We start from the raw sequence: 13,629 nt of genomic DNA on the forward strand, positions 1-13,629 counted from the left end.
GTCCCACCACCAATCCGCTCAATACCTCTGAGTTGTTCTGCATCGCATATGTCCACGTTGTTTACGCGGACACAAGCATCACGGATTCCACACCCGACCGAAAGTACGCGGTTAATTGATCGCTTACGTTAATACCGTTGTTCAGCGCGACCTGGGCCACCGAGATACCAGGGTGCGTACATTGCGCGATCAATTGCGCTTTGAATTCAGAGCTGTGCCGACGTCTCTTTATCGGCTTGGAGTCTGTCATGGTGTCCACCTATTTCCTTAGTGGACACTATCCTCTGCTTCTTCGAGGATGTTCTCAAGATGGGTTGGCCAGACGCTTACACCGTTCTTGCGGAGTAAGCAACTGGGGAACACACATTGACGCGATGAGCGTATCAATGTGTGTTCCCCAGTTGCTAACGAAGGATCGCGAGCTCGAACTGCTGCTGCCGCACAACTGGCAGCCTGCCGATAACAACGCCGCGTCGCTCGTCCCAGCCGCGTGCGCCACGGTGCCAGCCACCGCTGCACCGTGCGCCGCTGAATAACACAGTCGCCATCGCCAGCGCAAGGTGGGTTCGCGGAACGCATACTGTTGGCCGGATGCATACCCATCGGCACCGACACCTACGTTCAGATTTGCAATATCGCACGCTGTGCGACCTGTCACTATCTCCAGAATGCGCAGCTATTTTTTGCCGACTAAAGATTGTCAGTGAAACTACGCAACTTGTCGGAGCGCGAGGGATGCTTGAGTTTGCGCAGTGCCTTGGCTTCAATCTGGCGGATCCGCTCACGCGTTACATCGAACTGCTTGCCCACTTCTTCGAGTGTATGGTCGCTAGTCATCTCGATACCGAAACGCATACGAAGAACCTTAGCTTCGCGCGGCGTGAGGCTGTCCAAAATGTCTTTCACGACGTCGCGCAGGCCGGCTTGCATCGCGGCTTCCATAGGGGCGGTGTTGGCGCTGTCTTCAATGAAGTCGCCCAAGTGGGAGTCGTCATCGTCGCCGATGGGCGTTTCCATAGAGATTGGCTCTTTGGCGATTTTCATGATCTTGCGGATTTTCTCTTCCGGGATCTCCATCCGCTCGGCCAAGACGCTGGCATCGGGCTCAAAGCCAAACTCCTGTAAATGCTGGCGGCTGATGCGGTTCATCTTGTTGATGGTTTCAATCATGTGCACAGGAATGCGAATCGTGCGGGCCTGGTCCGCGATCGAACGGGTAATCGCTTGTCGAATCCACCAGGTGGCATAGGTCGAAAACTTGTAACCACGGCGGTATTCAAATTTATCCACCGCCTTCATCAAGCCGATGTTGCCTTCCTGGATCAAGTCCAGAAATTGCAGACCGCGGTTGGTGTACTTTTTGGCGATCGAGATGACCAGGCGCAAGTTGGCCTCGATCATTTCCTTTTTGGCCGCGCGTGAAGAGTATTCGCCTTCGTTCATGCGCTTGTTAATGTCTTTGAGCTGGTCCAGCGGCACCACGACGCGGGATTGCAGGTCAGTCAGCTTTTGCTGCAAGTCCTGCACCGGTGGAATGTTGCGGCTCAAGACTGCGCTCCAGGGTTTGCCGGCCGCAGCTTGCTTCTCGATCCACTTCAGGTTCAACAACTGGCTGGCAACTTTGTTGCCGTGCTTGTCGCGACCACTGAAATCGGCTATGAAGTTTTCTTGGGGGTAGCCGCATTTGTCCACAATAATGCGACGCAATTCACGCTCCTTCTTGCGAACATCATCCACTTGGGAGCGCACCATGTCGCATAGCTTTTCAATAGCCTTTGCGGTGAAGCGGATCGACATTAACTCGTCCGACAAGGCCTTTTGCGTCTTGATGTAGCTAGGTGTGCCGTACCCTTCTTTCTCATAAATCTTGTGAATTTTCTCAAACAGTTCACGCATTTTGTCGAAGCGGGTGAGCGCCTCGCGTTTGAGTTCTTCCAATTTTTTCGTCAGTGCCTTGGAGCCACCTTTTCCATCGTCATCGTCGGCTGCATCGAACTCGTCAAAATCTTCCTCTGCCACGTAGTCGTCGGCTTCGTTGGGATTGGAGAATCCATCGACAATTGTGGTGATGACAACCTTGCCTTCGCGGATGTCTTCACCCAAGCGTAGGATTTCGGCAATGGTAGCGGGGGAGGCCGAGATAGCCTCCATCATGGCCATCAAGCCGCCTTCAATGCGCTTGGCAATTTCGATTTCGCCTTCGCGCGTCAATAACTCCACGGTGCCCATTTCGCGCATATACATGCGCACTGGGTCAGTAGTGCGACCGAACTCGCTGTCCACAGTGGACAAAGCCGCTTCCGCTTCTTCTTCCGCTTCTTCTTCTGTGGCTGCGGTCGAGACATTGTTGTTGAGTAGCAACGTCTCAGCATCCGGCGTTTGTTCGTAAACAGCCACGCCCATGTCGTTTAGCATGGCGATCACGACCTCAAGTGTTTCGGCATCGACCAACTTGTCGGGCAAGTGGTCTGAAATCTCCCCATGCGTCAGGTAGCCGCGTGTCTTGCCCAGTTTGATCAGAGCTTTGAGGCGCAGGCGACGTTTGGCGATGTCTTCTTCAGACAGCACTGTTTCGTCCAGTCCAAACTCTTTCATCAGCGCCCGCTCTTTGGCTTTGCTGATCTTCATGCGAAGAGGTTTGACCTTTTCACCGGTTACAACTGGCTCACCTGCCAAGTCGGCCTCAATGTCAGACATGTCCATGTCGTCCGCACCGGTAGACTCTGTCGCGCTTTTTGGCTTTCGTCCCCGTTTGGCTCCGGTTTTTGGCGCTGACTCGGATTCGATGGACGCGGCCTTAGGAGGGCGCCCCGGTTTTTTCTTGACAACAATATCGGCAGCAACAGCGGCGGGAGCAATTTTTTCTAATTTGACGATGGACGTTTTTTCTGGGGACTTGGATACGGACACTGTTTTGACTTTCAATTCGGGCTTTTCAATAGCGGTCTTGGTTGCCACTGCGACCACGGCCTTCGGGCTCGTGGCCTTGGACGCGGGCATGGCGGCGACCTTGGTGGTGGGCTTTGCAGCGGACTGGACAGGCTTCTTGGACTTTTGAGCAGGCATGTAAACCTCAGAACTTCAAAAAAGACAGAATGAACAGGCGCCCAAGCGACCGGCGCGGTTTTCATGGCGGGGAAAAAATCCCCCAGTCGCAAGATGTGAGGGCGAACATTTGGTGTGCAGTCCTTGCGGTAGGGTAGCCGGTCGTGAACAATGTCATCGTTTGGCTGGGTCCGGAGGTGCTGCTGTCGCTCTTGCAGAAAATCAACCTTGAATTATACTTTCAATTGTAAAAAAATCAATTCTGAAAACTAAATTTGTAATTGGACTCATGCGGATTCACTCCAACTCTTGGCCGAGTCAATCAGCCTGTAAAAGCGCCGCTTCAAGTTGCAGTCTTCGGGACTGAAGCTCACGGTAACGGAGCAGGGCAGTTGGATCGGCCTTAGAGGCTGTGATGGCCTCGGTTTGTTGGATTTTGATTCGTTCAACCAGCATGCGGTTGAGTAGATTGCGCAGTTCGATGGCGGATTCGTCCGCTTCTTCCGCGTCGCCGATTTCGTGGTCGGTCATTAGCCTGAGTGCGAGTTCTGCCCCTTCGTGCTCTCGCAGGCCTTCCCGCAAAGCTACCCACGTCTGCGGGCCGTGTTCATGGAGTTGGCTTTCCAGCCATATGAACAGAGGGCCGTGCGGCGCGGGTAGCTCGCACAGCATGGTGTGATCTTCGGCAGACAAGACCTCAAGCGCTGCCATATTGCCCAGCAGAATTCGGGTGGCGTGATCGGCCCGACTGGCGGGTAGTGCGCGTGCACCCAGACGGGGGCGCGGCGTAAATTTCTTTCGTGAATTTCCGCTGTATCCCTCTAACTCATTGCGAGAGTCGCTGTTTTTTTTGTAGCGGCTTTGTTTTTCGTCGCTGTTACCCGCTGGCTTTGGGTTCCAAACATCGTTCAATTCGCGGTTTGACAATTGCACCAGATCCGCAATCTCGGTCTGAAGCTGCAGCTTGAGGGCTCCATCGGGTAGTTGCATCCACAAGGGCTTTGCGTTGCTGGCCAGGTGGGCTCGGCCTTCAGCGCTGTTCAGCTCGCAGCCCGCGCGCGCCGCGTCTATCAAAAAACGACTCAGCGGGACGGCTTCACTAACATAGCGTGAAAAGGCCTCTTTCCCGAATTCGCGAATGAAGCTGTCGGGGTCGTGCTCTGGTGGCAAAAATAGAAATTTGACACTGCGCACGTCAGTTGCAAAGGGTAGGGCCGTGTCAAGTGCCTTACGGGCGGCACGCCGGCCTGCGGCGTCACCGTCGAAGCTGAATACAACTGAATCTGTGAAACGAAAAAGCTTCTGCACATGCTCTGTTGTGCATGCTGTCCCCAAGGTCGCAACCGTATTGGGGAAGCCGAGTTGGGCCAGCGCCACCACATCCATGTAACCTTCAGTCACTAGCACATAGCCATGTTCGCGCAATGCGTGACGGGCCTCAAACAGACCATACAACTCACGCCCTTTGCTGAACACGGGTGTTTCGGGAGAGTTAAGGTACTTGGGCTTGTCGTCACCCAGAACCCGACCACCGAAGCCAATACATTCGCCTTTGACGTTGCGGATGGGAAACATCATTCGGTCGCGAAAACGGTCGTAGCGCTTTTCTTCCTCGCCCTCTTCTGTGTTCAAAATCACGAGTCCGCTTTCCACCAGAAGGGCGTCGTCGTAACTTGGGAAAACACTAGCCAGATTGCGCCAGCCTTGGGGCGCGTAGCCCAATCCGAACTGTCTGGCAATTTCACTCGATAGGCCACGACCCTTGAAATAGGCCACCGCTCGGGATGATTCTTTCAAGTTTCTCTTGTAGGCGTCTGCAGCTTTTTCGAGCACGTCACTCAAAGTGGTCTGCTTTTCGCGCTGCTCGGCTGCGCGGACCCGATCTTGCGGGCTGGCATCGTCTTGGGGTACTTGCATGCCGTATTGCTGGGCTAGGTCGTTGACGGCCTCTACAAAGGTCATGCCTGCGTGGTCCATCAAAAAACTGATCGCATTGCCGTTCTTGCCGCAACCAAAGCAGTGATAAAACTGCTTGGCTGGACTGACTGAGAAAGAAGGCGACTTTTCTCCGTGAAATGGGCACAGGCCCATAAAATTGGCGCCGCCTTTCTTCAGCTGCACATAACGGCCCACGATCTCCACCACGTCAGCGCGTGACAGCAACTCCTGAATGAAGGTCTGAGGAATGGACATGGTGCGATTGTAGAAACATGAGGCTCAGGTTGTCTGTACATCAGGTGCCAGTTGCCATGTACCTTTGCTCCTGAAATTGCTCTCAGCAAAAAATATAAGAACTCTGCATGGCTTGACGCCATTTGCTTTGATGTGGCGAGTCGCCTGCAGTGAGCGTTATTTGGATGTGTCAACTCCGACGAGTCGAAATACCTTGATGTGCCTTCAGGCGGGTCTGAAATGATGTAACTGAAATGCAGCTGACTGGCGGCGCGACTGTAACGTTCATAACAACGCCTTCACGGGCGAGGCGCGCCCATGGTATTTCAGTTTTGTCGCAGTGTTAACGCGGGGCCAGGCGAATGGCTCCATCCAGACGAATTACCTCACCATTGAGCATGTCATTCTCAAAGATGTGCTGCGCCAGTTTTGCGTAATCCTGTGGCGTTCCCAGGCGCGAGGGGAAAGGGACGCTCGCGGCCAGAGAGTCCTGCACTTCCTTGGGCATGCCGAACATCATGGGCGTGCCAAAAATGCCGGGCGCGATGGTCATGTTACGAATACCGTTGCGCGCCAGATCACGCGCTATGGGCAGCGTCATGCCGACAATGCCGCCCTTGGAGGCGCTGTAGGCCGCCTGGCCAATCTGGCCGTCATAGGCGGCCACTGACGCGGTGGAAATCATCACTCCGCGCTCTCCCGTGGCCTCTGGCTCGTTCTTGCACATGGCGTCAGCGGCCAGGCGAATCATGTTGAAGCTGCCCACCAGGTTGACGATAATGCATTTGGTGAACACGCCCAAGCTGTGAGCGCCACTCTTGCCCACGGTTTTTTCTGCTGGCGCGATGCCTGCGCAGTTAACCAAGCCCATAAGCTTGCCCATGGCCACGGCCTTGGCAACCACCGCTTGGCCATCTGCTTCGTTGCTTACATCGCACTTTACAAATGCTCCGCCAATTTCACAGGCAATGACCGCGCCTTTTTCCGCCTGCATGTCGGCGATGACCACTTTGCCACCTTTGGCCGCCAGCATGCGAGCAGTGCCTTCGCCCAAACCCGATGCGCCACCCGTGACGATGAAAACTTTGCCTGCGATGTCCATATGTGCTCTCCAAAAATAATTGACGTTTACGTAAACGTCAATTATGGCGCATCAATCTCTCTTTTTCTTCCACTGGTGAAGCGAGAGTGTCAAGATCGCTGCTACAATTCAGGCTCTCGGACAAACCTTAGGCGCGTAGCTCAGCTGGTTAGAGCACCACCTTGACATGGTGGGGGTCGTTGGTTCGAGTCCAATCGCGCCTACCAGCATTTCCCTCTGAAGAGAACCAGTCTTCAGTTTCTCAGGGTGATGCTGAAAATATGAAATACTCTAAGCCGAATATCCAGCCATTCAGTTGGCTGGTTTTGGCCTGAGTCAGGAGTCCACATGCAAAACAAAAAAACAACCGCTGACACAAAAGTTGCTCAGCGAGTTATTAAAAAATACCCCAACCGGCGGCTTTACGATACCGATACGTCGAGTTACATCACGTTGACAGAAGTCAAGCGCTTGGTAATGGACAGCGAGCCCTTTGTTGTGCTTGATGTTAAGACCGGGGAGGACCTCACCCGTAGCATCCTGCTTCAAATAATTCTTGAAGAAGAGGCGAATGGGTCTCCCATGTTTACCGCGCCAGTGCTGGCCAGTGTCATTAGATTTTATGGGCATGCCATGCAGGGCTTGATGGGAGGGTATCTGGAAAAGAATATTCAGTCGCTGATAGAAGTTCAGACGAAGTTCGCTGAGCAGTCCAAGGGGCTGACGCCAGAAATGTGGACGCAGTTCGTCGCGATGCAGTCCCCAGTATTGCAAGGTCTTATGGGCGGAAATCTAGAGCAGTCCAAGAGCATGTTGGCGCAAATGCAAGAACAAATGGAAAAACAAACCGACCAAATGCTCGGGGCTTTCGGGATCAAACGTTGATCAGAGCGAATGCTGGGACAATTGACACATGAGCGAAGTAATTACAAAAAGCAATACTGCACCCAAAGTTGGCTTTGTCAGTCTCGGTTGCGCTAAAGATAGTCAGTATAAACCGCTTCAAGAGCACATGAAAGGCCTGGCCTACGTGGTATCTAATGCCCGTCAGTTAAACCGCGAGTAGGCGGAACTTGGCGGTGAAAGTCCTTTACTCGCCTGGCAGCAGTGGTGAGATTTGAGCCGACTCAGCGATCTGATCGATCCGATAATAATAGAACACACCCTGCGAGCCACTGGCAAGGCCGCGATCCGACAGTGCAAGCTGTCAAAGGTCAGCTTCAGGGGCTGACTGACCCGGTTCGTCATAAATTTCGGGCTGCGTGATGCAATCTCAAAATTTCAACGTCATCACCACGCACGCGGTAAATGGCGATGTAGTTTTTGTGCAGGACCAGTTCACGCGTGCCGGGGACCCGCCCTGCCCGACCTACGCCCGGATGGTCCTGAAGTTTGGTCACAGCGTCCTGCAACTCCCGCACAAAGGTGGTCGCACGGGTCGGGTTATCTTTGGCGATGTAGCCTGCGATTTCATCAACAGACGCGAGCGCTGTATTGGTCCACTTGATCAGCATGGATCAAGCGCTGTATTTAGTGAACACCGCTTTGACCTGCTTGTCGGTGGCGAATTCACCTGCATCGGCTTCCTTGATGCCTTCATGAATGTCACGAATCTGCCAGGATTCACTCTGCACATAGCTGGTCAGCGCATCGATGGCCAAAAAGCTCTTGGTCCGTGCGGTAGCCTTGGACAGCTCTTCGATCTGGTTGTAAAGCGCCTCGGGGAGTCGTACGTTGATGGTTCTGGCGGTCATGGCGTAACACTCCTGTGCATGTGTAATACAGCACATTGTCCACTTCACAAACCCAAAGGTCAAGGCAGGCGGCGTCTTCCCTGCGGAAAAGACCCTCATGCCCAGTTGATGGAGCCGGAAATAAGCAGATCAGGGGCTGAGTGCCGGATCGCCTGATCCACAGCGCCCTGGCTGTTGAATTTCTTCACGTCGGCAATGAAAGTCGCTGTGTTGCCATTGGTCAGCTGCAACTTGAAGCTCTTGGCCAGACCGGTCACCAGTGCGGTCATCAGGTCCATCTGGCCTGCATCGCTGTTGTCCTGGTCGACCTCGATGGCAAATGCACCCGGATCAAAAAGGCCCAGAATGAATTCCATGGCGGTCGAGTCAAAGTTGGTTCGTTCAATCTTTGATGCCGAGCCATCAAAGCCGCTGTAGTGACGGTAAATGTTCCAGCAACCACTCTTTCGCCGCCGGTGTCGGCTTTGATAGCTACCAATACCTGAACGCTTTACTGGTGGCGATGCAAAAGCCCTGACCGCTGACGATTGCGAGGCTTTGCTGACCCGGAACATCGTGTCAAAAGTTAACTTACTGACCGGCCATCGGCAGTCAGCTTCACCGGCAAATCACAAGCTCAAATCGGCGTCACTTGCAAGATCGCGGTTAAATGACCGCTTACTGTGTACACGGAGGAAACCTTGACCTTTGAGGAAGTTGCGGTAGCTGTTAAGCGCGACGGCTTCAACCTCTTTGGCCACTTGGTTACCTGCCGCAATCACGCGACCGTCATCGGTCAAGATGGCCAGTCTGGCTGCTTTGCCGTCTACGGTAACGCTGATGCCTTCGTGGGACACCGCGGTGATAACGACGCCACTGATGGTGCCTACGGGTTGGGTTCCGATCATTATTGACCTCCAAACATACGTTGAGTGCTTTCACCCGAGCCGCCGAGCGGACCTGCAGTCGCCACCACGAAACTGGAAAGCAATTTTTTGAGCGTCATGGGAATATCTGTTGTTGATTGCCGTTGCTCAATACCGGCCGGGTGCAAATTGGAAATTGATGCCGGAGCGCCAAGCGCGAACAAAAAGATCACAAGGTGAAAAAGTTGAATCGCCTCCAGGTTTGCGGAGATTGGGAAGCAAGGACTGGCCGCGCTCTATTCGTTGAACCAAGCCAATTCTGCAGAACGCCCGGATTGTCTTGTCCCATTCGGGTAACGATCGCTATCGCAACATCCGAAGTCCGGGTTCAACTCATTGGGGATGTCGTTCGACAACCCCAGCCGTAAGGCTAGCCCCTGGACGACGCTCAAACGGACTGTCAAAACAAAGTCGCTTCGCTTGGTTCGCTTTGCCAGTCCGTTTCAGCCCGGCAGCAAACCCCACCATTCAATCGCGCGCTCACACTTGCGACTTACCAGTATTGGCTATCCGCCGTCGTGGCGGCTAGTCGATTGGAGATGCAAATGAAAAGAATGTGCGTGGTGGCTTCACCTGTCAGTGCCACTGCCGTCATGGCGACGTCCTGGCGCCTCAACGCGGTCAGCCGGTGAATGATTCCGTCTGATCATGCAACGCTCAACGTTCTTAAAACTTAGGGTTTCGCTTGACGAAGCCGAACGCTTCAATGCGCGTGCAGCAGCCCTGGGTGTCAGCGTGTCTCAGCTGATCCGTGACACCGCATTGCATGGTGCTGTTTTTGTCACCTTTGAAAAAGCGCAGGCGGGTTACGAATTTCGCAGACTGGGTGCCATGCTCAAACACCTGTACCCAGCCAGAGATGGCCGCTGGACGGCTGAAGACCGCAAAAAGTGGTGGGCGTTGATCAATGAGTTGCGTGAACGTGCCGACACGCTCGAATCAACCGCATCAGGCGGCAAAGACAAAGCAGTCGGAATGGTCCATGCTGGCTAAAGTCATTCTGCTGAAAAAGTCCTGGAAGACCGTGGCCAGCGCAGCGAACTATGTGGTCGATGACCCGAAGAAGACGCCAGAACAACCTGAACCAGGCGGTTACGAGCCGGAGGATGCCGCCAATTACCTTGCGCGCGAGGGTGTGCTGGAAGCAGCCTCTTTCAACATGGAGGGACTGAACCCCACTGACCCGGACGACCGTCGCCAAATCATCAAATTGATGGATGGCACGGCGCGGGCCTGGGCCTCAAGATCAAAGGCTAATCCCAAAACCAATCCTTTTTATCACGTGGTCCTGTCATGGAAGGAGGGCGAGCGGCCCACCGTTGACCAAGCCACAGCCGCCGCCGCCCGGGCGCTCAAAGAGGTTGGCATGGCCAACAACCAGGCATTTTTTGCGATCCACCGCGATAAAGATCACCACCACCACATTCACATCATTGCCAACCGTGTTCACCCTGACCATTTAATACTCACCGGGCCACCGCGATATGACTTTTTGGTGCTGGACAAAACCTGTCGAGAAATCGAACTGGAGCAGGGCTGGCAACACGACAACGGCCCCCACGTGGTCATCGACGGGCAAATCAAGCGGTTGACGCATGCCCTGCGCCGCCAGCTCGGACTTGAAACCGACAAATCACTTGCGCCGCATGCTCCCGCTGTGAAGGCAAGGATGAGCGAAGTCAAGGCAGGACTGCCATCACTGGCAGGCTGGCTCAAAAACAGGGTTGCGCCGGAGCTCCTTGCAACGCAGAACTGGCAAGAGTTCCACGGCGCTTGCGCCGCCAGAGGGCTGAGCGTGGTGAAAGTCAAATCAGGTTTGATTTTCGAGGCCAACATGCTGGACAAGGCGACGCAAACCAAAGCATCGGCCGTCCACTATGCGCTCAGTTTGGGCCGCTTGCAAAACCGATTTGGTGCGTACGAGCCGCCAGACATCACTACGGCACCTGCCACATTGGCCAATGGGCCGAAATTCGGATCCGCCTACAACGACTATGTTGCCCGTATTGCCTGCGGTACTGACCCGGACTCGCAAGAACATCCCGGGCGTACCGGGCGAGGAGACCAGCGCGATCAAGCCAGACTTGACCGTGCCATCGCACGCACGGCGCTCTTTGAACAATACAAATCAGAAAAATACACGGCTAAAGATAACCGCAAGGCTGCAAGAATTGACCTGCGGGTGCTTCATCAATCGGAAAAATCAAACCTGCTCAAACAGCTCGCAGTTGCCAAAGCCAGGACAGTAGCCACTTTGCAAAACCAATATGGCAGCCAGATTGCCCGGCTATTGTGGGCCGCACAGCGCACGGCAGCAATGGAAGGCATGGCAGATCGGCAAAGACAGGAACGTCTGGCACTCACACGTGCCAACGCAATGGAATGGTTGCCATGGCTGGAGCGACAGGCCGCGCTTGGCAACGAGGCGGCCATCGCGGCGCTTCGCGGGCTGCGCTATCGTGCCCAGCGTGAAAAGAACAGACAAAAGGCGGGCATCGAGGGCGAAGACCTTGGCCCCATCAATCCTTTAGCTGAGCAAGAAAACAGCATCAGGGGCACGGCGCGACCGGACTACTTCGACATCCGCACTGCCCAGCTCAGGATCACACCAGAGCACAGCATTGAATACCTTGACACCCGTGGCAAGGTACGACTGACCGACAGTGGACCGCGAATCGATTTGGCGCAAGAGAACGACGAACTGGCCATGCAGGCTGGGCTGCTGTTGGCCATCCAAAAATTTGGTGGCGAAGTGTTTGTTACGGGGTCACTTACGTTCCGGGAGTTGGCAGCAAAAGAAGCTTTGATGATGGGTATTCGTGTGAAGAACCCAGAGCTTGCTCACATAAGTGTGGATAGGAAGCGCAATATTGAAATGCAATTGTGATATTTTAAATATCCGAAAAAATTTTCAAGAAACTGTTTGATATATATTGGTTGTAATCGAATATCGTGTTGTGGTTTGGTGCTCTTTAAAATATAATCATCAGCAGTTTCTTTATATTTTTTGATAAAAATAAATACTATGAATAATGACTTTAAAACTGTGGCACGAAACTATATGCATATGACCGCATGCAAATACCGTCAAGTGGTCTTCTACGCCAAGTGGGTAGTTTGTATTGCAGTCACTTTTTTGGTGTGGGGTGGTGCAGTTTGGTTTGGGTCGCTCGCATGGGATCAAAAGCAAGGGGCCGTCCTGGCTTTGATGGGCTTTGGTGCTTGGCTGGCAGTTTGTAGATTTGTTTTGCCGGGATTTTGGTATTTATCAAACGAAGTTATCAAACAATTCGTTCAATATATTAATCATCGACTCTTGTAAATTAAATTCAATGGTTACTTTGACGGTGGAATTGAGCGAAGAGTTGGTAAATGCGCTTGCCCAGTTTGTCAAACGCGTTGGTTTTTCAGAAATGCGCAGCAACGCCGTGGATGACTTTGAGGCGTATCTCATCCGAGATGCCATTGACAGAGTGCGCATAGGGTTGGCTAACGCTGGAATTTCTCCGCGATGAGGCACACCGGTAGCATGGTGGTGGCCATGGCCTTCATGTTGATGGCCATTCCTGTTCAAGCAGAACCAGAGGCCTGGCGAGAGCGTGTGATTGCGGCGGTTCGTCCAGGTTCGGTGGTTGCACGGCGCGGGTTGGACAATGATCCCATCACACAGGCAGTGCTATTGGGCCAGGGTGGGGGGCGATGGAGCCATGTGGGCATCGCCGTGCAGCTGATACCGGATGGCCAAATCTACATTGAAAGTGCCATGCCAGGCGCGGGCACAAAGCTCGAAAAGCCAGAGGTTTTTTTCAGTACCGAGCAGGCTTCAGAGGGTGAAGTGTTGCTGATGCCGGCGGACAAGGTCGATGCTGTTCAAAGCGCTGCCAAATCGCTTTTGGGGCGACCCTTTGACGACCAGTTAACGCTTGATGATGACGGCAAAAAACTTTATTGCACAGAGCTTGTGGCCATTGCACTGCGAAGCGCCGGGGTGCTCAAAGATTTGCCAATGCGATCCATTTCATTTTTGCCTCAAAAAGTCATTGCACCTGACGATCTGGTTGCGGCTGCCCGTGCAACAGTGCTGTGGTAGCGAGACACGCCTGGCGTTACACGGAGCGCAGCAAGCCGATCACTGTTCGACAAAACCGGACGAGGATTTGCGTGTCCTGTTGTGGTGGTCGTCCCTTGGAAATTTCACAGGCCCAAAATACCGTGAATCAAAGCTGTTCGGGTGTTCACCAGCAGCCCAGATCTCTCCTTGTTTGAGGCGAAACGATCCGCGCAGATGGGGAAGGGCGCTTTCCTTGGTGTCCAGGTCCAGCGGTCTTGAATTCGGCACTGGCTGCCCGTTGATGTCAATACCGGCATCGGTTGCTGTCACGAGATCGCCAGCAACGCCCACCACGCGTTTGATCAAGGGCATGCTGCCATCAGGGCACGAGCCGTGACCGATTGACGGATGCGGAATCGGCGAGCAAAAGCTGACCAGGCTCCCCTTTTCGCCAAGACCTAATTTGTAGACCAAGTCAGGCATCGATCCAGTGACATTCAAAACGAGGCCAGATGACTTGGCGACGATGGCAAAAATCGCTGTTGCTGACATCGCAAGTAGCGTCACATAAAGCGGTACGAGGTTCAGTTGTTTGGCTTGCATGCTTCAAGAGTTCTGTCT

14 protein-coding genes and 1 tRNA gene are annotated in these 13,629 nt (G+C 53.7%); 6 read left to right on the forward strand and 9 right to left on the reverse strand.

All coding sequences use genetic code 11. The features are described from left to right. Nucleotides 1-61: 61 nt before the first annotated feature. The 4 genes from C5P05_RS35255 to C5P05_RS07830 all read right to left on the reverse strand — a co-directional run bounded on the left by C5P05_RS35255 (nucleotide 62) and on the right by C5P05_RS07830 (nucleotide 6,319). Nucleotides 62-250, reverse strand: coding sequence for a transposase (locus C5P05_RS35255; RefSeq protein ID WP_114969297.1), 189 nt, complete (start codon nucleotides 248-250; stop codon nucleotides 62-64). Between the two features lie 440 nt (nucleotides 251-690). Further along, complete coding sequence (gene rpoD / locus C5P05_RS07820; RefSeq protein WP_114969298.1) at nucleotides 691-3,066, reverse strand: RNA polymerase sigma factor RpoD; 2,376 nt, start codon at nucleotides 3,064-3,066, stop codon at nucleotides 691-693. 297 nt (nucleotides 3,067-3,363) lie between these two features. After that, a complete protein-coding gene (gene dnaG, locus C5P05_RS07825) occupies nucleotides 3,364-5,238 on the reverse strand; it encodes a DNA primase (protein ID WP_114969299.1) in 1,875 nt (624 codons plus the stop codon). Nucleotides 5,239-5,560: 322 nt separating this feature from the next. After that, nucleotides 5,561-6,319, reverse strand: a complete 759-nt coding sequence (locus tag C5P05_RS07830; RefSeq protein ID WP_114969300.1) for a 3-hydroxyacyl-CoA dehydrogenase — start codon at nucleotides 6,317-6,319, stop codon at nucleotides 5,561-5,563. Nucleotides 6,320-6,448: 129 nt separating this feature from the next. Here C5P05_RS07830 and C5P05_RS07835 point away from each other — a divergent pair. Then, nucleotides 6,449-6,525, forward strand: a tRNA-Val gene (locus tag C5P05_RS07835). 121 nt (nucleotides 6,526-6,646) lie between these two features. Beyond that, nucleotides 6,647-7,183 carry a polyhydroxyalkanoate synthesis repressor PhaR gene (gene phaR, locus C5P05_RS07840; protein WP_114969301.1) on the forward strand — a complete coding sequence of 179 codons (537 nt, stop codon included), beginning with the start codon at nucleotides 6,647-6,649 and terminating at the stop codon, nucleotides 7,181-7,183. A 359-nt stretch (nucleotides 7,184-7,542) separates the two neighbouring features. On the opposite strand, the gene C5P05_RS07845 is transcribed toward phaR, so the two are convergent. The 4 genes from C5P05_RS07845 to C5P05_RS07860 all read right to left on the reverse strand — a co-directional run bounded on the left by C5P05_RS07845 (nucleotide 7,543) and on the right by C5P05_RS07860 (nucleotide 8,939). After that, nucleotides 7,543-7,812, reverse strand: a complete 270-nt coding sequence (locus C5P05_RS07845) for a type II toxin-antitoxin system RelE/ParE family toxin (RefSeq protein ID WP_114969302.1) — start codon at nucleotides 7,810-7,812, stop codon at nucleotides 7,543-7,545. A gap of 3 nt (nucleotides 7,813-7,815) precedes the next feature. Then, the gene (locus C5P05_RS07850; RefSeq protein WP_114969303.1) at nucleotides 7,816-8,052 is read right to left on the reverse strand and encodes a CopG family ribbon-helix-helix protein; all 237 of its coding nucleotides are present in this window, start codon (nucleotides 8,050-8,052) and stop codon (nucleotides 7,816-7,818) included. 95 nt (nucleotides 8,053-8,147) lie between these two features. Further along, the gene (locus C5P05_RS07855; protein WP_114969304.1) at nucleotides 8,148-8,408 is read right to left on the reverse strand and encodes a hypothetical protein; all 261 of its coding nucleotides are present in this window, start codon (nucleotides 8,406-8,408) and stop codon (nucleotides 8,148-8,150) included. 252 nt (nucleotides 8,409-8,660) lie between these two features. Further along, nucleotides 8,661-8,939: a hypothetical protein gene (locus tag C5P05_RS07860; RefSeq protein WP_114969305.1), complete on the reverse strand. Its 279-nt coding sequence runs from the start codon at nucleotides 8,937-8,939 to the stop codon at nucleotides 8,661-8,663. A gap of 666 nt (nucleotides 8,940-9,605) precedes the next feature. On the opposite strand from C5P05_RS07860, the gene C5P05_RS07865 reads away from it, so the two are divergent. From C5P05_RS07865 to C5P05_RS07880, 4 genes are all read left to right on the forward strand, one after another. Beyond that, nucleotides 9,606-9,950 (forward strand): plasmid mobilization protein, encoded by a 345-nt coding sequence (locus C5P05_RS07865; RefSeq protein ID WP_114969306.1) that lies wholly within the window; start codon nucleotides 9,606-9,608, stop codon nucleotides 9,948-9,950. Continuing rightward, nucleotides 9,940-11,844, forward strand: coding sequence for a TraI/MobA(P) family conjugative relaxase (gene traI, locus C5P05_RS07870; RefSeq protein WP_198674664.1), 1,905 nt, complete (start codon nucleotides 9,940-9,942; stop codon nucleotides 11,842-11,844). The genes C5P05_RS07865 and traI overlap by 11 nt, the downstream gene beginning before the upstream one ends. Before the next feature lie 331 nt (nucleotides 11,845-12,175). Continuing rightward, complete coding sequence (locus C5P05_RS34375; protein ID WP_232834390.1) at nucleotides 12,176-12,472, forward strand: DUF7706 family protein; 297 nt, start codon at nucleotides 12,176-12,178, stop codon at nucleotides 12,470-12,472. Between the two features lie 26 nt (nucleotides 12,473-12,498). Then, the gene (locus tag C5P05_RS07880) at nucleotides 12,499-13,047 is read left to right on the forward strand and encodes a hypothetical protein (RefSeq protein ID WP_157979244.1); all 549 of its coding nucleotides are present in this window, start codon (nucleotides 12,499-12,501) and stop codon (nucleotides 13,045-13,047) included. A 39-nt stretch (nucleotides 13,048-13,086) separates the two neighbouring features. Here the strand turns inward: C5P05_RS07880 and C5P05_RS07885 are convergent, their stop codons facing one another. Next, a complete protein-coding gene (locus tag C5P05_RS07885; protein ID WP_114969309.1) occupies nucleotides 13,087-13,611 on the reverse strand; it encodes a S26 family signal peptidase in 525 nt (174 codons plus the stop codon). Between the last annotated feature and the right edge of the window lie 18 nt (nucleotides 13,612-13,629).

Source organism: Rhodoferax ferrireducens (assembly GCF_003347515.1).
Lineage (GTDB): Bacteria > Pseudomonadota > Gammaproteobacteria > Burkholderiales > Burkholderiaceae_C > Rhodoferax.

What these genes read in the sequence shown, in the direction of transcription:
- phaR (WP_114969301.1), top strand. Translation starts at nt 6,647, where the DNA reads ATGCAAAACAAAAAAACAACCGCTGACACAAAAGTTGCTCAGCGAGTT.
- traI (WP_198674664.1), top strand. Translation starts at nt 9,940, where the DNA reads ATGCTGGCTAAAGTCATTCTGCTGAAAAAGTCCTGGAAGACCGTGGCC.
- dnaG (WP_114969299.1), bottom strand. Translation starts at nt 5,238, where the DNA reads ATGTCCATTCCTCAGACCTTCATTCAGGAGTTGCTGTCACGCGCTGAC.
- C5P05_RS07845 (WP_114969302.1), bottom strand. Translation starts at nt 7,812, where the DNA reads ATGCTGATCAAGTGGACCAATACAGCGCTCGCGTCTGTTGATGAAATC.
- C5P05_RS35255 (WP_114969297.1), bottom strand. Translation starts at nt 250, where the DNA reads ATGACAGACTCCAAGCCGATAAAGAGACGTCGGCACAGCTCTGAATTC.
- C5P05_RS07885 (WP_114969309.1), bottom strand. Translation starts at nt 13,611, where the DNA reads ATGCAAGCCAAACAACTGAACCTCGTACCGCTTTATGTGACGCTACTT.
- C5P05_RS07855 (WP_114969304.1), bottom strand. Translation starts at nt 8,408, where the DNA reads ATGGAATTCATTCTGGGCCTTTTTGATCCGGGTGCATTTGCCATCGAG.
- C5P05_RS07880 (WP_157979244.1), top strand. Translation starts at nt 12,499, where the DNA reads ATGGCCTTCATGTTGATGGCCATTCCTGTTCAAGCAGAACCAGAGGCC.
- C5P05_RS07860 (WP_114969305.1), bottom strand. Translation starts at nt 8,939, where the DNA reads ATGATCGGAACCCAACCCGTAGGCACCATCAGTGGCGTCGTTATCACC.
- rpoD (WP_114969298.1), bottom strand. Translation starts at nt 3,066, where the DNA reads ATGCCTGCTCAAAAGTCCAAGAAGCCTGTCCAGTCCGCTGCAAAGCCC.
- C5P05_RS07865 (WP_114969306.1), top strand. Translation starts at nt 9,606, where the DNA reads ATGCAACGCTCAACGTTCTTAAAACTTAGGGTTTCGCTTGACGAAGCC.
- C5P05_RS07830 (WP_114969300.1), bottom strand. Translation starts at nt 6,319, where the DNA reads ATGGACATCGCAGGCAAAGTTTTCATCGTCACGGGTGGCGCATCGGGT.
- C5P05_RS07850 (WP_114969303.1), bottom strand. Translation starts at nt 8,052, where the DNA reads ATGACCGCCAGAACCATCAACGTACGACTCCCCGAGGCGCTTTACAAC.